We start from the raw sequence: 18,943 nt of genomic DNA, 5'->3' as shown, positions 1-18,943 counted from the left end.
CTGGGACTATGGGCCGTGGTGGCGGATGCGCCGGCCGTGGGACCATGAGCTAATACGGCGCTCCAGACGGGTCGCTTGTGACCCTGACCCAGGAGATCCCCATGCGCGTCATCACACTGCCAGAGTTCGGCTCCGCCCTCGAGCTGGCCGAGATCGACACCCCCCAGCCGGCCGCGGGCGAGGTGCGGGTGCGGGTGCACGCCGCCTCCGTGAACGGCTTCGACCTGGCCGTGGCCGCCGGGTACCTCAAGGACCACATGGAACACCGCTTCCCGGTGGTGCTGGGCAAGGACTTCGCCGGAATCGTCGACGCCATCGGCGACGGCGTCTCCGAGTACGCGGTCGGCGACCGGGTCTTCGGCGTCGTCACCAAGGCGCACCTCGGCGACGGCTCGTTCGGCGAGTTCGTCGTCGTCCCCGTGTCCACGGGACTGGCGGTCCTTCCCGCCCAGATCGACTTCGCCCGCGGCGCCGCCCTCGGGCTGGCCGGCACGGCGGCACAGGCCGCGATTGATGCCGCCCAGCTGGCACCGGGCAGCACCGTGCTGATCGTCGGCGCCACCGGCGGCGTCGGCAACCAGGCCGTGCAGCTCGCCGCATCCGCCGGTGCCACGGTCATCGCCACCGCACGCACCGCCCTGGGCATCGCCCAGGTGCGCCTGCTCGGCGCGACCGAGATCGTGGACCACACCCAGAACATCGCCGAGGCGGTGCTGGCCGACCACGCCGACGGCGTCGACGTGATCCTGCACTTCGCCGGCGACCCGGCCACCGTGCTGCCGGCGCTGCGTGCGGGCGGCCGGTTCGTCTCCACCCTCGTCGCCTCGCCCGACCAGCTCTCCGCCGACGGCATCGAGGTGCTGCCGGTCTTCGCCGATCCCACCCCCGTCGTGCTGGCGCGCCTGGCCGAGAGCCTGGCCGCGGGGCGCACGAGCGTCTCCGTGCAGGGCAGCTACGCGCTGGCGGATGTGGCGGACGCCTTCGAGGCGTTCGACGCCGGCGCCCGCGGCAAGCTCGTCATCCTGCCGTAGAACTCTCCGGCGGCGGCTACCCGGCCACGTCGGCGTCGAGCAGCGCGGTGATCTCCGCCGCGGTGAGCTGCCGCCACGGCGACGAGTCCGCGTCGACGGCGGCAGCCTGCGGGCTGTCGCCGGTCGTCCACCACTTCGCCTCGTAGGTGATGGATTCGAACATCACCCTGTCGCCCTCGGTGTAGACGGCGGTTCCGTCCCACTCCGGGAACGCGCCCGGTTCCAGGGTCGCCAGCGGAACCGGCGTCTCGCCCGGCAGCACCGGGCCGAGCAGGGTCCACGGGGTCTCGGTCGACTGCAGCACGGGGTTGTCCGGCAGGTCGCCCTGCGTCCAGTACTTGGCGATGTAGACCTCTTTGTGCCAGACCACCTTGGTGTCCTTGGCGTACGCCACCTCTTCCGACCAGACCTGGTACGGGCTCGCGTCAGGGTCGTCCAGCAGGTCGGCGGCCGAGGCCGTGGGTTCGGCGGTGGTGACGGCGGCCGCGTTGGCGTGCGGCGTGCCGGTGAACGAGGCCCCGAGCAGGGTGGCGTAGGACTGGTCGCCCTGCTGCACGCCGCTGCACGAGTCGGAGACCCTGGTGACGTCCGGGTAGTTCGAGCCGCAGGTCTGGTCGCGGTTCAACGACCAGAGGGAGACCCGGCCGACGCCGTTGTCCAACGCGAAGGCGTTCAGGGCCACCGCGTCGTCGAGGGTGAGGATCTCACCGGCGACGTCGTTCTGGCCGACCATCGGGGTCATGCCGATCTTGTTCCAGAGCTGCTTCGAGCCCAGGGTCATGCCCTGCCGCCCGTAGAGCGTCTTGAGCTGGGCGTGGGTGCCGTTCAGGGCGCCCTCGCTGGCGTCCACCATGCTCAGGGTGCCGCGGCTGTCGCCGTAGTCCATGGTCATCAGGTTCACGCCGGCCAGGTCCACGCCGGCGTCGAGCATCTTCGCGACGGCGTCAGTGCCCTCCGGGGTGAGGCCGGTCGGCAGCACCGGCAGGGTGAGCCAGACCGCGAGCGGGGTGTCGGTGGAGGCGCGCTGCTTCTGGATGGTGGCGATCACGCCGGCCCGCCGTTCGCCGGCCGCCGTGTCGGCGAGGTTGTCGCCCTCGAGGTCGAGGTCGATGGTGTTCAGGTCGTACCGGTCGATCACCGATTCGTAGGCGTCCTTGAGCGCCGACGCATCCGTGCAGCCGGTGGCGAGCTCATCGTTGAGCTGACCGCCGAACGACACGATCACGTCGCCGCCCTGCTGGTCGCGGCGGGCGATGCGACGGTCGAGGTCCAGCGCCGCGTCGGCCTCTGCGAGTGAGTAGAAGGTGCCCCAGGACGGTTCGCAGGCGTCCTCGGTCGACGCCACGACGAAGGACAGCACCACGTGGTCACCGGCGGCGGAGACCGGGTTCTCGAAAGCGTAGTTGGGCGTCGCCGTGACGTCCACGTATCCGGCCATCCACGCCGTCGGGCGCTCGGTGTTGGAGTCCTGGAACCAGCGCCAGCCCTGGAAGCCGGAGAAGAGCAGGCCGGCGACGACGACGAACACGCCGGTCAGTCGAAGAACCGACAAGCGTCGGCCGGGAAAACGCTTGGACAATTGCCCCCCACTCATGGTTCACTACGATCTAGATACAGTTGCATACAAACTCGCCGTACGGGGAACTGGGGAAAGAATCATGGACCTGACGGGTGAGATTTCGAGCGGTCGGCGCCGGCAGTGGGGCGCGGAACGGCGTAGTGAGCCATTGTCGATTGTGCACGCCCGGCCGTCCAACCGCACGATCACGCTCGGCCGGCTTGCCATCCTCTCGACGGTCACCTTCTGGGTGCTGTACGTGTTCTCGACCGTCATTCGCGAATTCGTGAACAACCCCGGCTCGGGGTTCAGGTTCACCGTGGAGGCCATCGGGTACCTCACCGTCGTCACGATCCTCACCTTCTCCGCGCTGATGTACCTCGTCGCCCGCCAGGGCGCCCTCTACAGGTTCCGCAGCCACGACAGGGTGCCGCGCGGCGAGCTGGACCGGCACTTCGCCGACTACGACGAGGCCATCACAGTGCTCGTGCCGAGCTACGCGGAGGAGACCAACGTCGTGCGCGCGACCCTGTGGTCGGCCGCGCTGCAGGAATTCCCCCACCTCAACGTGGTGCTCCTGCTCGACGACCCGCCGTTCCCCACCGACCCGGACAAGCTGGCGACGCTGAACGCCACCAGGGCGCTGCCCGGCCAGATCGAGGCGGCGCTGCGTGAACCCGCCGAGCGCTTCATCGCATCCGTGGCTGCCCGCGCCAAACGGTTCAACACCAAGAAGAAGGTCGTGCGGCGGGCCGATGTGCAGCTGCTCGCCGACGACTACGCCGCGGCCGCGGACTGGCTCGAGACACTGGCCGACACCGAACCCGTCGCCGACCACGTGGACGAGTTCTTCGTCGACCAGGTCGTGATGGGCCTGGCCAGAGAGCTGCGACTGAGCCTGCTGGCCCTCAACGGGTCGCTCGTGCAGGAGTCGTACCCCGACGCCGACCAGTTGATCACCCTCGGGCTGCGCCTGGCCCGCATCTTCAGCTGCCAGGTGGGCTCCTTCGAACGCAAGATGTTCTCGTCGCTCTCGCACGAGGCGAACAAGGCCATGAACCTGAACTCCTACATCGGCCTGATGGGCCGGTCCTGGACCACCGAACAGACCTCGGACGGCGTCGTGCTGCGCGAGACAGCCGAGGGCGACATCGGCGACCTGGTGCTGCCGGACACCACCTACCTGCTCACCCTCGACGCCGACTCGCTGCTGCTGCGCGACTACTGCGTGCGCCTGGTCTACCTGCTCGAACAGGCCGAGAACGCGCAGGTGGCCGTGACCCAGACGCCATACTCGGCGTTCCGGGGCGCGCCCACCCGCATCGAGCGCGTGGCAGGGGCGAGCACCGACCTGCAGCACATGCTGCACCAGGGCATGACCTACTACAACGCCACCTTCTGGGTCGGCGCCAACGCCGTCATCCGCAAGCGCGCGCTCGAGGACATCGTCGAGACCGAGGTGGTGGCAGGGTTCACCATCAAGACCTTCATCCAGGACCGCACCGTGATCGAGGACACCGAGTCGAGCATCGACCTGGGCCGGCACGGCTGGACCCTGGTGAACTATCCCGAACGGCTCAGCTACAGCGCCACCCCGCCGGACTTCGGCTCCCTCATCGTGCAGCGCCGGCGCTGGGCGAACGGCGGCCTGCTGATCCTGCCCAAGTTCTTCGACCAGCTGCGCACCCGCCGGTTCAACCGCGAGCACGTGCTGCTGGCCGAGATCGCGCTGCGCGGCAACTACATGGCCTCGATCGCGTGGGGCAGCTTCGGCCTGCTGTTCCTGCTCGCCTATCCCTACGACAGCCGTCTGCTCAGTCCGTTCGTGTTCCTCGCCGCGATGCCGTACTTCGTCGCCATGGGCTTCGACCTGCGTGAGGCCGGGCACCGCTTCAGTGACATCTTCCGCATCTACGGGTTCAACCTGGTGTTGCTGCCGGTCAACCTGGCCGGCGTGCTGAAATCCTTCCAGCAGATGCTCACCGGCGAGAAGATCCCGTTCGTGCGCACCCCCAAGGTGAAGGACCGCACCGCGGCACCGGCGCTCTACGTGATCGTGCCGTACCTGATCGTGCTGTTCTCGCTGCTCACGCTCTACCGCGACGTCATCCACCAGAACTGGGGCAACGCCCTGTTCGCGGGCTTCAACGCCGTGATGGCCGCCGGCGCGATCCGCAGCTACATCGGCATCCGCAACTCCATCGTGGACACCTGGCTCGGCTTCCTCAACTTCCTCTACGTCGACGAGAGGAAGCCCAAGAAGAAGCCGTTCGATCCGGCGTCTCTCGTCGACCCGAGCGCGCCCGTCGATTGGCAGCGCATCCTGTACCACGGCGACCGCCGGCTGGCCAGGGACGTGCGCAGCACCAAGGACCGCCGCCGACGGATCGGCATCCGCTAGCCCGGCCGGTGCCGGCCCGGTTCACGGGGCGAGGTCAGGGGGCGAGGTCACGCCGCCGGATGCCGCCGAATGCCACCGCGGCCAGCACCACGGCGAGCGCGCTCATCCACCAGGCCCCGCTCCAGTCCGGTGCGGCCGCCGCCACGGCCGGGGTGTGGGTGAACGGCGAGAGATCGCGCAACCACTCGGGCAGGTCGAGCAGCTCACCGAACTGGCCGAACACCACCGCGGCTACCAGCACGGCCCAGCTCAGGCCGATGCTCCAGCGCGGGAGTACCGCGACGAGCAGCGCGGTGACCGCCAGCAGGAGCGCGGCGGCGGGCAGCTGGGCCAGGCCGGCCTGCAGCACGCTGGTGATCCGATCGGCGGCATCTGCCGACCGGATGAGCCCGGCGGCCCCACCGACGACGGCTGCCGTGAGCACGAGCACGATGGCCGCGAGCCCGACGAGCACCGTGTCGAACAACCACCGGATGCGCCCCAGGCGCGTGCTCAGCAGGACCTCGGCCACTCCGGCGGCCTCTTCCTGGCGCGCACGGAGCATCGTCTGAATGGACGCGGCGGCGGCGAGCACGCCGACGAGGCTGAACAGGGTGGCGGTGAAGAGGTCGATGATGGCACCCCGTCCGCCGGCCAGGCCCACCAGCACGTCCTGGAAGACCGGGTTGTCCTCCATCACGGTGACGACGCTCTCGCCCAGGCTGCCCGCCAACGCCCCGAACACGAGCCCGGTGAGCGCCCAGCCCAGGATGGCCGGCCACTGCAGTCGCCAGGTCAGCCCGAGGGAGCCGCTCAGCCGCGCCGCGGCCGCCGCCCGGCCGGGGCGTTCGGCGAACACGCTCGACCCGGTGTCGCGCCGGGACTGCAGCAGCAGGGCGACGGCCACGAGCACGGCCGCCGCCACCAGGTCGAGCGCGAGCGGCCCGGCCGAATTCTCGGTGAAGGCGCGGGTGTGCTGGCCCCAGCCGATGGGCGAGAGCCAGCTCGGCCAGGCGCTGGTGAGGCTGAACCCGTCCGCCGCCGGGGTGCCACCGGCGTCGCCGAGCGCGCGCAGGACATAGGCGACGCCGACCGAAGCGGCGGCGAGCCCGTTGGCGCCGCGGGAGGTGCGCATCAGCTGCGCGGCGACCAGACCGACGCCGAGGAAGGTTATGCCGGTGCCGGTCAGCGCCGCGCCCATCAGCACCGACCCCGTGGGGTTCAGGCCGCTCAGGGCCACCGCGAGGCCCACGGCGACGCCCACCGCCAGGGAGGCCGCGACGCCGTGCAGCACCGTGGCGATGAGAGGCACCACGCGGCCGACGGGCGTGGCGCCGAGCAGGTCAGAGCGACCGGATTCCTCCTCGGCGCGGGAGTGCCGCACGGCGAGGAAGGTACTCATGAACGCCACCGCCACGGCGAGATTGGCGAACACCTGGAAGAAGACCACGGCGCCCGTGCCCGTGCCGCGCGGCTCGCCACGGAAGATCAGGATGGTCGGTGTGCCGACGATCACCCGGATGAGGTCGTCCCGCTGGTTGGCGGCCCCGAGGCTGGCGGGAACCGCGGTAGCGCTGAGCAGGGCGAAGGCCGCGAGCGCGAGGATCCAGACCGGGAGCTGGATCCGGTCGCGGCGCAACCGCAGCCACAGCACGGGCCAGAGCGTGCCCGCCGGGCCGGCGTGAACGGCAGGGGCCGCGGGCCGCGCGGACACCGTCGTCATCGGCGGTGCCGATGGTGGGTGGGCTCGGGCTCCTGCTCCTGAGCCGGCTGAGCGTCGCGATCCTGGGGCGTGCCGCTGTCGGCGTCTTCGCGGTAGTGGCGCAGGAACACGCTCTCCAGGGTCGGCTCCGCCACCGTGAGCGCCTGCACCCGCAGATCGGACAGCGTGGGCAGCAGCGCCGACAGGGTGGCGCCGTCGACGCTGAAACTGACCCGGCCCGCCTCCACGGTGAGGTCGTGCGCGCCCGGGAGCCTGGCGGCCAGACCGGCCGGGCCCGCTTCGGCCACCCCGTCGGCGGCGAAGGACACCTCGGTGCGGGTGAGATGGCGCAGCTCCGGCAGCGTGCCCGTCTCGATGATGCGGCCGGCGCGGATGATGCTCACCCGGTCGCAGAGCCGCTCCACCTCGCTGAGGATGTGGCTGGAGAGCAGCACGGTGGCCCCGGCCGCGACCGACGCGCTGATCTCGGCGCGGAAGACGGCATCCATCAGCGGGTCGAGGCCTGAGGTGGGTTCGTCGAGGATCAGCAGGTCGGCGGGCACGGCGAACGCCGCCACGAGTGCAACCTTCTGCCGGTTGCCGGTGGAGTAGGTGCGGCCCTTGCGGGTGGGGTCGAGCTGGAAGCTCTCGAGCAGCTGTCGGCGGCGGGCCTGGTAGGCCGGGTCGGCGGTATGCGCCCCGCGCAGCCGGGCGAGCAGGTCGATGACTTCGCCGCCGGAGAGGTTGGGCCACAGACTCACATCGCCGGGCACATAGGCGATACGGCGGTGCAGGGCAGGGGCATCCGCCCAGGGGTCGGCGCCGAACACCGTGGCCGACCCGCCGCCGGCCCGCATCAGGCCGAGCAGGATGCGGATGGTGGTGGACTTGCCCGCACCGTTCGGTCCGACGAAGCCGTGCACCTCGCCGGCGGCCACCGCCAGGTTCACGCCGTCGAGGGCCTGCACCCGGCCGAATCGTTTGGTGAGGTCACGCGTCTGAACAACAGGGTCCATACCGGTGAGACTACGCCCGAACCCCGCCCGTGCGCGCCCGGCCCTGTCGGCTAACTAGAGTCGAGGAATCAGACTTCTACGCCCCCAACCCATCGACCGGGAGATCCTCCGGTTGGCCGTGCCTGCCCTCGGCGCGCTCATCGCCGAGCCGTTGTTCCTCCTGGCCGACTCGGCGATGGTCGGGCACCTCGGCGCGGTGCCGTTGGCCGGGCTCGGCCTGGCCAGCGCGGTGCTGCAGACCATCATCGGTCTGATGGTGTTCCTCGCCTACAGCACCACCCCCGCCGTGGCACGCTGGCTGGGCGCGGGCGATCGGCGCCGGGCGGTGTCGGTGGGTGTGGACGGGCTCTGGCTCGCGCTGGGCCTCGGCCTGCTGCTCGCCGTGGCCGGCTGGTTCGCCGCCCCCGGCCTTGTCGCCGCGATCGGCGCTGAGCCCGCCGTGACCCGGGCGGCCGCGGACTACCTGGGCCTGTCGATGCTCGGCGTGCCGGCCATGCTGCTCGTCTTCGCCGCCACCGGGCTGCTGCGCGGCCTGCAGGACACCCGCACCCCGCTCTGGGTCGCCGGCCTCGGGTTCCTGGTCAACATCCTGCTCAACCTCTGGTTCATCTACGGCCTGGGGCTGGGCCTGATCGGCTCCGCGCTCGGCACCGTGCTGGCCCAGTGGGGCATGGTGGCCGTCTACGTCGTCGTGGTCGTGCGGCACGCCCGCCGTGAGCGGGCGCCGCTTCGGCCGCATCGCGCCGGGATGCTCCGCGGTGCGACGAGCGGAGGCTGGCTGTTCCTGCGCACCGCGAGCCTGCGCGCGGCCATGCTCCTGGCCGTGTTCGTGGCCACCGGCCTCGGGTCCGCGGAGCTGGCCGCGTTCCAGATCGCGATGACCCTCTTCGCCACCCTGGCCTTCGCGCTCGACGCCCTCGCCATCGCCGCCCAGGCCCTGGTGGGCCGGGGGCTCGGCGCCGGGGACGCGCCGCAGGTGCGCCAGGTGCTGCGCCGCTGCCTGGACTGGGGCATCGGCGGCGGGGTGGTGCTCGGCCTGATGGTGGTGGCCGCCAGCGGGGTGCTGGGCGGCGTGTTCACGAGCGCCCCTGAGGTGACCGAACTGCTGCCGCCGACGCTGGTCGTGCTCGGCCTGTCCGTGCCGCTCGGCGGTCTGGTCTTCGTTCTCGACGGCGTGCTCATCGGCGCCGGCGACGCCAGGTACCTCGCCCTCACCGGCCTGGTCAACCTGGCCACCTTCGTACCGTTGGCCGGCCTCGTGCTGCTCTGGGCGCCCGCCGGTGCCGCCGGCCTGGCCTGGTTGATGGCCGCGTTCGCCTTCGGGTTCCTCGGCTCGCGCGCCGTGACACTGTCCCTGCGCTCCCGCGGCACCCGCTGGGTGCACCTGGGCGCCCGCGAGCGGTGAGTTGAACCCCAAAAACTCCCGCTTTTCGGGGTTCTGCTCACGGCTCGCGGGCTTGGTAGCGTGAGGAGGTGAGCACAACGACTGTGGGATGGCGAAATAGCGTCTTCGCCCTGTTCTTCGTGAGCGGGCTCGGGTTGGCGTCGTGGGTGTCGCGCATCCCCACCGCTCGCGACGACCTCGCGCTGCGCACCGACCAGGTGGGCCTGCTCATCTTCGGGCTCTCCGCGGGCTCGGTCATCGGGCTGCTCTCGGCGGTGTGGCTGCTCTCGGCCTTCGGCGCCCGCCGCGCGTTGCTCCTGAGCATCGCCACCTCCTCGGCCGGCCTGGTCCTGGTGGGCGCGGCCGCATCGGTCTGGGGGTCAGCGCCGCTCGCCTTCGCCGCCCTGGCCCTGGTGGGCTTCGGCATGGGCGCCGCCGACGTCATGATGAACGTCGAGGGGGCCGCCGTCGAGCGGGAGCTCGGCGTCACCCTGATGCCGCTGCTGCACGCCTGTTTCAGCCTGGGCACGGTCGTCGGCGCGCTGGCCGGGTCCGCTGCGGCGGCGCTCGGCCTGCCCGTGGGCTGGCACCTCGCCGGCATCGCCGCCCTGGCGCTGGCGACGGCCGCCGCCGCGGTGCGCTTCGTGCCGCTGCGGCCGGCGCTCGGCGATGCGAGCGACGCCGGGGACCACACCCTCGTGCGACCGAACTGGCGTGAGCGGATGCGCACGAGCCTCGGCGTGTGGCGGGACTCCAGCATCCTGCTCATCGGGGTAATCGTGCTCGGCATGACGTTCGCCGAGGGCTCGGCCAGCGACTGGCTGGCCCTGGCCGTGGTCGACGGGCACGGCCAGAGTGACGCCACCGGGGCGCTGGTCTTCGGGGTGTTCGTGTCGGCGATGACGGTGGGCCGGGTGCTCGGCGGACCGGTGCTGGACAGGTTCGGCCGGGTGCCGGTGCTGCGGGCCTGCTCGGTGCTGGGTGTGGCCGGCTTGCTGCTCGTGATCCTGGCGCCGGCCATCTGGCTGCTCGTCGTGGGCACCGTGCTGTGGGGCATCGGCGCGTCGCTCGGCTTCCCCGTTGGCATGTCCGCCGCCGCCGACGACACCGCCAACGCGGCCGCCCGGGTGAGCGCCGTCGCCATGATCGGGTATTTCGCGTTCCTGGTCGGGCCACCGGTGCTGGGCCTGATCGGCGAGCGGGTGGGCATCCTGAACGCCCTCTTCGTGATCGTGGTGCTCATGGCGCTGGCCGGACTGGCCGCGCCGGCCGCCCGCGAGCGCACCCGCACCCCCGCCGCCGGTTAAGCTCGTTCAGTGCGCCTCGTTATAGCAAAATGTTCAGTTGACTACGCCGGACGGCTCAGCGCGCATTTGCCGCTCGCCACCCGCCTGCTCATGCTCAAATCCGACGGCAGTCTGCTCGTGCACTCCGACGGCGGCTCCTACAAGCCACTCAACTGGATGAGCCCGCCGTGCAGCCTGGCGGTGTCCGCGCCCGACGAGTTGCAGGTGGAGGCCGGCGTCACCGAGCTGTGGACAGTGACGCACGCCAAGACCAACGACCAGCTCATCGTGAGCATCTACGAGGTGCAGCACGACTCGGCACACGAGCTCGGCATCGACCCCGGCCTGATCAAGGACGGCGTCGAGGCGCACCTGCAGAAGCTGCTGGCCGAGCACATCCACCTCCTCGGCGACGGCCACACCCTGGTGCGCCGCGAGTACATGACCGCGATCGGCCCGGTCGACATCCTGGCCAGGGATGCGCAGGGCGCCTCGGTGGCCGTGGAGCTCAAGCGCCGCGGCGACATCGACGGTGTCGAACAGCTCACCCGGTACCTCGAGCTGATGAACCGCGACCCGCACCTGGCGCCCGTCGTGGGCGTGTTCGCCGCGCAGCAGATCAAACCGCAGGCGCGGATGCTGGCCGAGGACCGCGGCATCCGTTGCCTGGTGCTCGACTACGACGCCATGCGCGGCCTCGACGACACCGCCTCCAAACTCTTTTAGCGCAAACTGTTACCCGCGCGGACAAATGCGCCCGGCACGCCGGGCGCAAAAGTCCGGACTGGCAACAATTACCGCAGGTCGCGGGCGGGAGACGGCTGGGAATGGCGTGTCGCTCTTACCCTGATCAAGCCTCACATGCAAGGGTTTGCTCCTTACGGCCCTAAGATGTTGCGAGTGAACCCCACCTTGACGCGCACCTGGAGCGCCATCCTCTTCGACCTCGACGGAACCATCACGGACTCCGCCCCGGCCATCACGAACTCGCTGGCCCGCACCTTCGCCCTGCTCGGCCGTCCGGTTCCCTCCGACACCGAGCTGATGGCCTACGTCGGCCCGCCCCTGCTCGCCGCCTTCGGCGAGTACGCCGGCATGACCCCCGACGAGGCCCTCGAGGCCCTCGCCGTCTACCGCGCCGACTACCAGGGCCCCGCCTCGCTGGACACCGCGGTGTACCCGGGCGTCGCCGGCCTGCTCGAGCGCATCCACGAAGCCGGCATCCCGCTGGGGCTGGCCACGAGCAAGCCCGAGCACACCGCCATCGCAATTCTCGAGCACTTCGAACTGGCCCAGTACTTCACCGTCATGGTCGGCGCCACCGAGAACGAGACCCGCAGCGCCAAGGCTGACATCGTCGAGGAGGCCCTCGTGCGCTTCGCCTCGGCCGGCGTGGACACCTCCGCGGTCGTCATGGTGGGCGACCGCAGCTACGACGCCGAGGGCGCCGCGGCCAACGGAGTGCCCACGATCCTCGTCGAGTGGGGCTACGGCTCCCCCGCGGAGGCCGCGCTGGCCACCGCTGTCGTGCACTCCACCGACCAGCTCGCCAAACTGCTGCTGGGCTGAGCCTCCCGTTTGCTTGCCGGTGTCGACTTGCCGCAAAAAGCCCCTTCAGACACGCTGAAGGGGCTTTTTGGCGTAACTCGCCGGGTTAGTTGATGGCTGCGCGCAGCTCGGCAGCAGCGGCGGCCGGGTCGTCGGCGCCATAGATCGCGCCACCGGCGACGGCGACGGATGCGCCGGCGCGCTGCACGGCGGCGATGGTGGCGGCGGAGACGCCGCCGGCCAGCGAGAACGGCACCTGGGCGGTCTCGCCGGCGGTGAGCAGGGTGTCCAGCGAGAAGCCCTCCTCGGCCTGCTCGTCGAGGCCGGCGTGCATCTCCACGAAAACGGCGCCGAGAGCGGTGACCTCGCGGGCCCGGGTCACCTTGTCGGCGACGCCGATCAGGTCGACGACGATGCCCTTGCCGTGCTTGGTGGCCGCCGCGACGGCGCCCACGATGGTGCTATCGCCGGCCGTGCCGAGCACGGTGACGAGGTCGGCGCCCGCCGTGAAGGCGATGTCTGCCTCGAGCTCGCCGGCATCCATGGTCTTGAGGTCGGCGAAGACGATCTTGTCGGGGTGGGCCTGCTTGATCGCGGTGACGGCACGCAGCCCCTCCGCCTTGATCAGCGGGGTGCCGAGCTCGATGATGTCGACGTACGGGGCGACCTTGCCGGCGAGCGCGAGCGCGTCGGCGGTGGTGAGGACATCCATTGCAACTTGAAGCTTCATGGGGACTGCTTTCTGTATCTGTGGAGCGGTGGATACCGCGGGTGGGTGAGAGGCTCGAGCGCTACTCGAGGTTGGCGTGCCGGGGCCAGAGCTCGTCGGCGGCGACACCGGATGCCTGCCACAGGGTGTGGAAGACGGCGTCGCCGGCGAACAGCACCGCTTGCTCGAACAACCCGCCGGAGTACTGCGCCGACAGGGTTCCGCCGTGGTCCTGCTTCTGGGCGGCCGGGATGACGACGGTCACGTCGGACAGTCCGGCCAGCGGGGAGGCCGGCGCGGTGGTGAACGCGAGAACCGTGGCTCCCAGCGCGTGTGCGGTCTCGGCGGCGCGCACGATGCCGGCGGTGCTGCCGGAGCCGCTCGCCACCAGCAGCGCGTCGGTGGCGGTGATCGCCGGGGTGGTGGCGTCGCCGACCACGTGCACGACGAGGCCCAGGTGCATCAGCCGCATGGCCGTCATCCGCAGCGCCAACCCCGACCGGCCGGCGCCGAGCACGAAGACCCGGTCGGCCGCCAGGAGCCGGTGCGCCACGGCGTCCAGGCCGGTGGCAGCGCCGGCATCCGCGGCCAGGCGGCCGACCACGGCGGCGTTCTCGGCCAGGATCATCTGGAGGGCCGGGAGCACGCCGGTCGTTTCGGTGCCGGTCGTTTCGGAGCCGGTGGAGTCGGAGCGGAGGGAGTCGGTGCTGGCCATCCCTCCATGGTTGCCGCAGCGGCGGCCGGGTGCGGCCCGCCGAACGGGGAGCTGCCCTACCCGGACGGGTAGGCATGACCGGCGGAATCGGCGGATCCGGATAGGCTGAACCGGTGAAGTCGATAGCCAACCCCCATTCCATCGAGCTGCTTGACGCCCTGCAGGCCGTCGTCGCGAGTTCCCTGCTCGACATCGCCGGCGGCTTCTCCACCCTGCTGCAGCCGCTCATCGGGCACACCGCCCTGGTGATCTTCACCGAGGACTGCACGGGACGGCCGCAGAAGAAGGCCGGCGACCCGGCGATCATCGACGAGGTCACCCTCCTCGAACTCGACGCCGTGCGCCGCTCCCTCACCACCGAGGTCTCCGACCCCTGGGGCCTGCGGGCCGTGATCGGCGGAACCGACCGGCCGATCACAGCGTGGCTGGCCTCGACGGGTGCCCTGCTGGTGCTCACCGACCCCGGACTCACCCCGGCCGGCCGCGCCGATCCGGAGTCGACCCTCGCGCTGGTCGGCCGGCTCTGGCAGCTCGTGGCCACCAGCATCCGGCAGCAGGTCGCCGCGGCCACCCCCGCCTATCTGCTCGACTCCCGGGCCGCGTCGGCCGACCGTGCCAAACTCATCGCCGATCTCACGGATGCCCACTCGACGGCCCTGGAGTCGATGCTCGCGGTGCTGCGCTCCCCCACAGTGAGCGCAGAGGCCGCCCGCCAGACGGCCACCGACCTGGCCGCGAGCGCCATGGTGAGCCTGCGGGCGGTCTCCGACCGGGACCGGTCGCTGGCGGAGGAGCCCGTCGCTGCAGCCTTCGCCCGGCTGCGGGACGACCTGCGGCCGCTGGTGCGATTCGGTGACCTCGACGTGCAGTTCGTCGAACCGCCGGCGAACGGACGCGCCCTGCCCGGCGAGGTCGCCCACGCGGGCCGGGCCATCGTGCGCGGTTCCGTGCTGGCTCTAGTGGAGCAGGCCGGGGTGAGCCGCGTGCGGGTGCAGTGGGACTGCGACGGCAGCAACCTGCTCATCCAGATCCGCGACGACGGCGCCGGAAACCTCACCGCCGACTCCCCCGGCGTCGGCCCGCTCACGGCCAGGGTCGCCGCGCTCGGCGGCACCTTCGGCGTGCGGGCCACGGTCGGCTGGGGTTCTGAGCTCACGGTGTCGCTGCCGCTCGACGCTCCCCTGGCGCCGCTGACCCCGGCCTCCGAGTGGGGGCTGAGCCCGCGCGAGCAGGGCGTGCTGGCCCTCGTCGCCTCCGGCGCACGCAACAAGGCCATCGCGGCCGAGCTGCTGATCAGCGAGAACACGGTGAAGTTCCACGTTGCCAACCTGCTGCGCAAGGTGGGTGCCTCCACCCGCGCCGAGCTGGCCTCGCTGGCCCGCTGAGCTAGTCCCTGGGCAGCCGGATGGCGCTGGTCCAGCCGAAGTCGCCGACATCCGTGCTGCCCGCCGCCGTCGCGGCCCTGGTGACGTGGCTGCGGGCGTGTTCGATGGCGGCCTCGAGGTCGGTGAACAGGTGGTTGCGGTGCCGCAACGACGTGATCACGCCCACCCGGGTGACGAGCTTGAGGTGCCGCGGCTGGATGCCCTTGACGAGCACCGTGATGCCGCGGCGTTCGAGCGCCTGGATCATCTCGGTGATCACCCGGGCGCCGGTGGCGTCGAGGATCTGCAGCTGCGACATCCGGATGATCACGACGGTGATGTGGCTGGTCTGATTGACGCGTTCGAGCATCCGCTCGGCCGCACCGAAGAACAGCGCGCCGTCGAGCCGGAACAGGGCGATTCGTTCGTCGCCGGGCACCGGTTCGCCCGGCAATTCTTCGCGGTGCACACCGCTGGAGGCCGAGACCGACCGCAGCGCGAAGAACGCGGCAACGGCGATGCCGATGCCCACGGCCACGATGAGGTCGACCGAGACCGTGACGAGGGCGGTGATGATGAACACCGTGGCGTCGGAGCCGGTGGAGCCGATGATGCTGCGCACGGTGGCGATGGAGATCATCCGGGCCGCGGTCATCATGAGCACGCCGGACAGCGCGGCGAGTGGGATCTGCGAGACCACTCCAGTGGCCAGGTAGACCACGCCGATCAGCACGATCGAGTGCACGATGGCCGCCAGCCGGGTGCGGCCGCCCGAGCGGATGTTCACGGCCGTGCGGGCGATCGCGCCGGTGGCGGGCATGCCGCCGAAGAAGCCGGAGGCGATCGAGGCCAGGCCCTGGCCCACCAGCTCGCGGTCGGCGTCGTACGGACCGGTGTCGGAGAGGGTGACGGCCACCCGGGCCGACAACAGCGACTCGATGGCGGCGAGCGCCGCGATCGTGAGCGCGGGGCCCACCAGCGAGCCGAGCACGCCGGCATCCAGTTGCGGCAGCATGGGCGACGGCAGCGAGCTGGGCAGCTCGCCGATGCGGGCCAGCGGCAGGTCGGCGAGGTTGGCGATCGCGGTCACCACGATGATGGCCACGATCGACCCCGGCAGCTTCTTGTGCACGAGGGGGGCCAACAGCATGATCGCCGCGACGACGAGCACCATGGCCACGGGAATGATCACGGTAGACCAGTCCACGGTCTGGAACGACTGCACGGCGGCCACGAAGGCGTTGCTGCTCGCGCCGGCCTTGGACCCGATCGCGGCGGGCACCTGCTGGAGGAAGATGATGACGGCGATGCCGAGGGTGAACCCCTCGATCACCGGCCAGGGGATGAACGTGACCGCGCGGCCGAGCTTGAGCGCGCCGGCGGCGATCACGATGAGGCCGGCCATCAGGCTGAGCACGGCGACGACGCCCACGCCGTGGGCGGCGACGACCGGGCCGAGCACCACGACCATCGCGCCGGTCGGCCCGGAGACCTGGATGTTGGAGCCGCCGAACACGGCCGCGATGACGCCGGCCACGATGGCTGTGATAAGGCCGCTCTCGGCGCCGGCGCCGGAGCTGACGCCGAAGGCGAGGGCGAGTGGCAGTGCGATGATGCCCACCGTGAGCCCGGCCACGATGTCCCCGCGCCAGGTGCGCTTCACATCGCGGTAGTCCTGCCAGCTGGGCAGCAGGGCGCGCATGTAGCGGCCGGTTGCGGATGCGGCGGTGCCGATCGTGCTCATCGGGTCACCGCGCTCGTGGACGCGGCATCCGTCGGCGTGATCCGGAGCAGGCCCACGGTGTCGGCCAGGTTCTTCTGCGTGGTGTCGAGGATCTCCACCAGCAGCTGCCTGGCCACCGCGAGGAGGTCGGCGACCTGCGGGTAGGCCAGCCGGTAGAAGACCAGGCTGCCGCGCCGCTCGGCCATCACCAGATTGTGCCGGCGCAGCACCGACAGGTGCTGGGAGAGGTGCGAGGCCTCGAGCCCGGTATCGCTGAGCAGGTCGGACACCGACAGGTCGGTCTCGGCGTTGGCGAGCACCTCCAGCACCCGCACGCGCACCGGATGGGCCAGGCCCTTGAAGAGGTTGGCCTTCACCTCATAGAGCGGGCGGTTCGCGTCCGTGAACGGGTCGGAGACATCCTGAATCAGTGATTCCATAAATTCATCATATCGCTCAGCCGTGCCGGACTTCGAGGTCGAAGGTCCCGCTCCGCAGCCGGGCCGGCCGCGCCGACTGCCGGCCGCACCCGGCGCCGGTGTGGCGCAATGCTCCCGATACACACCGGGCCCCGGCGGCCGGGCGGCGCAATCCGGCCGCAACATGACACTGCAAAACTCGTTCTCGAATGAGGAGAATCGTGAGCATAGTGAAGCCGCAGGGCGACCAGATCCCCCGCCCGACCCTCCGCCCGATCGTGGTCCCGCTCAGCGGGCTCCTCATCGCCCAGTTCGTCGCCGGGTTGAGCGCCACGATCGTCGCCACCTCGATTCCGTCCATCATGCAGAACCTGCCCGGGCCCACCTCGCACTCCACCTGGATCGTCGCCGCGACCATCCTCGGCAACACCGCCACCACCCCGATCTGGGGCAAACTCGGCGATCGCTTCAACCCCAAGGCCATCCTGCAGGCCGGCCTGGTCTTCTTCGCGGTCGGCTCCCTCGTCGCGGCCCTCTCCCTGAACACGACGCAGCTCATCGTGGGCCGCGCGCTGCAGGGCGTCGGCCTGGGCGGCATCCTCTCGCTCGTCGTGATCGTGGTCGCCGCGCTGGTCGAACCCCGCCAGCGCGGCCGGGTCAATGCCTGGCTGAGCAGCATGCAAACCACCGCGACCCTCAGCGGGCCCGTACTCGGCGGGCTGATCGTGCAGACCCCCGGCCTCGGCTGGCAGTGGTGCTTCCTGCTCAGCATCCCCGGCGCGCTGGTGTCGGTGATCGTGATCGCGGCGACCCTGCGGATCGTGCGCACGCCGCACCAACGGATGCGTGCCGACTTCGCCGGCGCCGGCCTGATCGCCCTGGGAGTGACCTCGTCGCTCATCTGCATCTCGGCGCTCACGCACGCGGCCGCCTCGGAGTGGCTGGTCGCGGTGACGGTCGCGATCGGGCTGATCGCCCTCGTCGTGGCCGTCTTGGTGGAGCTGCGCGCCGAGGATCCGATTCTGCCGCTGCGCCTGCTGGCCGCCCGAGTGCCGCTGCTCTGCATCGTCGCGGCGTTCTTCTCTGGCACCACCCTCTTCAGCGGCTCGGTGTTCATCACCCAGTACCTGCAGTTCGGCGTGGGCCTCTCGCCGGCCACGGCCGGGGTACTGCTGACCCCGATGGCGCTCGGAACCGTGGCCACGGCCTTCGCGGCCGGCCGGTACATCAGCCGCACCGGCCGGGTGCGTCCGGTCATAGTGCTCGGCGCGGTGGCGCTCTTCGCCGGCAATGCCGTGCTCTCCCAGATGCACGTCGCGCCCATCCCGATGGCCGTCATCGGCACGGTGCTCATCGCCTGCGGCTTGGGCGCGGTGATCCAGAACCTGATCCTCACCGCGCAGACCACGGTGTCGTACCGCACGGTCGGGTCGATGAGCTCGTCGGTGTCGTTCTTCCTGTCCCTGGGCGGCACCATCGGCCTGGTCGTCCTCGGCTCCGTGCTCACCTTTCAGGTGGACCTGATGCAGGCGGCCGGGTCGACCCGGTCAGAGGCCTACCTCGTGGGCATGCCGATCATCTTCGGGCTCTCGGCCCTCATGGTCGTGCCGGCGACCGCGGCGGTACTCGCTCTCCCGGCCATCCACTTGCGTGGCGGACTCCGGCAGGAACGCCGCTGACCAGTGGTCTACTCGGCGTTCGGGTCGGCGACCGTGGCCGTTGCTGCGGCGGCGGGGAGGGAACCGATGGGGGCACTGCGGTGGGTGCGCATGAAGTACTCGCGCTTGAGGCTCTCCCAGCGGTCCATGGAGACGGCGTTTGCGGAGGTCGACTTGGTGTCGGACACGAATGGCTCTTTCTGTTGACATGCATTCACCGGATCGAGCGGCGTTCGATTGGGTGAGGCAGGGCGTCAATCAAAGGAGAACGTTGCCGTGATGAAGCGTGGCGCCACTGTCGGTGGGTTCGGTCACCATCGACCAGCTCGGCCCGATGAATTCTCGAGGCCGTGAATCCAGTCTAGAACTCCGCTTGGGTCCCGCCAGGGACCAAAGTCCCCTCCAGAATCGGCCAGAAAAACCGTCGGTGAGACCCTCGATTCAGCACAT

16 protein-coding genes are annotated in these 18,943 nt (G+C 70.6%); 8 read left to right on the top strand and 8 right to left on the bottom strand.

Translation table 11 applies throughout. The features are described 5' to 3' along the window. The first annotated feature begins 101 nt into the window (after window positions 1-101). On the top strand, window positions 102-1,031 hold the full coding sequence (locus BJQ94_RS00485; protein ID WP_265399478.1) for an NADP-dependent oxidoreductase: 930 nt from the start codon (window positions 102-104) through the stop codon (window positions 1,029-1,031). A gap of 16 nt (window positions 1,032-1,047) precedes the next feature. Here BJQ94_RS00485 and BJQ94_RS00480 read toward each other — a convergent pair whose 3' ends face one another. Further along, the gene (locus BJQ94_RS00480; RefSeq protein WP_265399477.1) at window positions 1,048-2,559 is read right to left on the bottom strand and encodes a carbohydrate-binding protein; all 1,512 of its coding nucleotides are present in this window, start codon (window positions 2,557-2,559) and stop codon (window positions 1,048-1,050) included. 130 nt (window positions 2,560-2,689) lie between these two features. Between BJQ94_RS00480 and BJQ94_RS00475 the strand changes: the two genes are divergently transcribed. Then, window positions 2,690-4,990, top strand: a complete 2,301-nt coding sequence (locus BJQ94_RS00475) for a glycosyltransferase family 2 protein (protein WP_265399476.1) — start codon at window positions 2,690-2,692, stop codon at window positions 4,988-4,990. Between the two features lie 34 nt (window positions 4,991-5,024). Here the strand turns inward: BJQ94_RS00475 and BJQ94_RS00470 are convergent, their stop codons facing one another. Continuing rightward, window positions 5,025-6,692 (bottom strand): hypothetical protein, encoded by a 1,668-nt coding sequence (locus BJQ94_RS00470; RefSeq protein ID WP_265399475.1) that lies wholly within the window; start codon window positions 6,690-6,692, stop codon window positions 5,025-5,027. Beyond that, window positions 6,689-7,687 carry an ABC transporter ATP-binding protein gene (locus BJQ94_RS00465; RefSeq protein WP_265399474.1) on the bottom strand — a complete coding sequence of 333 codons (999 nt, stop codon included), beginning with the start codon at window positions 7,685-7,687 and terminating at the stop codon, window positions 6,689-6,691. The genes BJQ94_RS00470 and BJQ94_RS00465 overlap by 4 nt, the downstream gene beginning before the upstream one ends. 118 nt (window positions 7,688-7,805) lie before the next feature. On the opposite strand from BJQ94_RS00465, the gene BJQ94_RS00460 reads away from it, so the two are divergent. The 4 genes from BJQ94_RS00460 to BJQ94_RS00445 all read left to right on the top strand — a co-directional run bounded on the left by BJQ94_RS00460 (window position 7,806) and on the right by BJQ94_RS00445 (window position 11,926). Continuing rightward, on the top strand, window positions 7,806-9,092 hold the full coding sequence (locus tag BJQ94_RS00460) for an MATE family efflux transporter (protein WP_265399473.1): 1,287 nt from the start codon (window positions 7,806-7,808) through the stop codon (window positions 9,090-9,092). A gap of 68 nt (window positions 9,093-9,160) precedes the next feature. Beyond that, complete coding sequence (locus BJQ94_RS00455) at window positions 9,161-10,378, top strand: MFS transporter (protein ID WP_265399472.1); 1,218 nt, start codon at window positions 9,161-9,163, stop codon at window positions 10,376-10,378. A 9-nt stretch (window positions 10,379-10,387) separates the two neighbouring features. Next, window positions 10,388-11,083, top strand: a complete 696-nt coding sequence (gene nucS, locus BJQ94_RS00450) for an endonuclease NucS (RefSeq protein ID WP_265399471.1) — start codon at window positions 10,388-10,390, stop codon at window positions 11,081-11,083. Window positions 11,084-11,257: 174 nt separating this feature from the next. Continuing rightward, the gene (locus BJQ94_RS00445) at window positions 11,258-11,926 is read left to right on the top strand and encodes an HAD hydrolase-like protein (RefSeq protein ID WP_265399470.1); all 669 of its coding nucleotides are present in this window, start codon (window positions 11,258-11,260) and stop codon (window positions 11,924-11,926) included. Between the two features lie 85 nt (window positions 11,927-12,011). Here BJQ94_RS00445 and hxlA read toward each other — a convergent pair whose 3' ends face one another. Both hxlA and hxlB read right to left on the bottom strand, forming a co-directional pair. Further along, window positions 12,012-12,635 carry a 3-hexulose-6-phosphate synthase gene (gene hxlA / locus BJQ94_RS00440; RefSeq protein ID WP_265399469.1) on the bottom strand — a complete coding sequence of 208 codons (624 nt, stop codon included), beginning with the start codon at window positions 12,633-12,635 and terminating at the stop codon, window positions 12,012-12,014. Between the two features lie 61 nt (window positions 12,636-12,696). Then, entirely contained in the window at window positions 12,697-13,329 is a 633-nt protein-coding gene (hxlB, locus tag BJQ94_RS00435; protein ID WP_265399468.1) for a 6-phospho-3-hexuloisomerase, read from the bottom strand. 113 nt (window positions 13,330-13,442) lie between these two features. Between hxlB and BJQ94_RS00430 the strand changes: the two genes are divergently transcribed. Continuing rightward, window positions 13,443-14,714 (top strand): LuxR C-terminal-related transcriptional regulator, encoded by a 1,272-nt coding sequence (locus BJQ94_RS00430; protein ID WP_275875531.1) that lies wholly within the window; start codon window positions 13,443-13,445, stop codon window positions 14,712-14,714. A gap of 1 nt (window position 14,715) precedes the next feature. Here the strand turns inward: BJQ94_RS00430 and BJQ94_RS00425 are convergent, their stop codons facing one another. Further along, entirely contained in the window at window positions 14,716-16,437 is a 1,722-nt protein-coding gene (locus BJQ94_RS00425) for a SulP family inorganic anion transporter (protein ID WP_265399467.1), read from the bottom strand. Next, a complete protein-coding gene (locus BJQ94_RS00420; RefSeq protein WP_265399466.1) occupies window positions 16,434-16,856 on the bottom strand; it encodes a metalloregulator ArsR/SmtB family transcription factor in 423 nt (140 codons plus the stop codon). Before BJQ94_RS00420 ends, BJQ94_RS00425 begins: the two co-directional genes overlap by 4 nt. A gap of 200 nt (window positions 16,857-17,056) precedes the next feature. Between BJQ94_RS00420 and BJQ94_RS00415 the strand changes: the two genes are divergently transcribed. Beyond that, window positions 17,057-18,514: an MFS transporter gene (locus tag BJQ94_RS00415; protein ID WP_265399465.1), complete on the top strand. Its 1,458-nt coding sequence runs from the start codon at window positions 17,057-17,059 to the stop codon at window positions 18,512-18,514. 8 nt (window positions 18,515-18,522) lie between these two features. On the opposite strand, the gene BJQ94_RS00410 is transcribed toward BJQ94_RS00415, so the two are convergent. Continuing rightward, window positions 18,523-18,681: a hypothetical protein gene (locus BJQ94_RS00410; RefSeq protein ID WP_265399464.1), complete on the bottom strand. Its 159-nt coding sequence runs from the start codon at window positions 18,679-18,681 to the stop codon at window positions 18,523-18,525. Between the last annotated feature and the right edge of the window lie 262 nt (window positions 18,682-18,943).

It is taken from the genome of Cryobacterium sp. SO2, assembly GCF_026151165.2.
GTDB lineage: Bacteria > Actinomycetota > Actinomycetes > Actinomycetales > Microbacteriaceae > Cryobacterium.
This window is presented reverse-complemented; position numbering and strand designations above follow the sequence as displayed.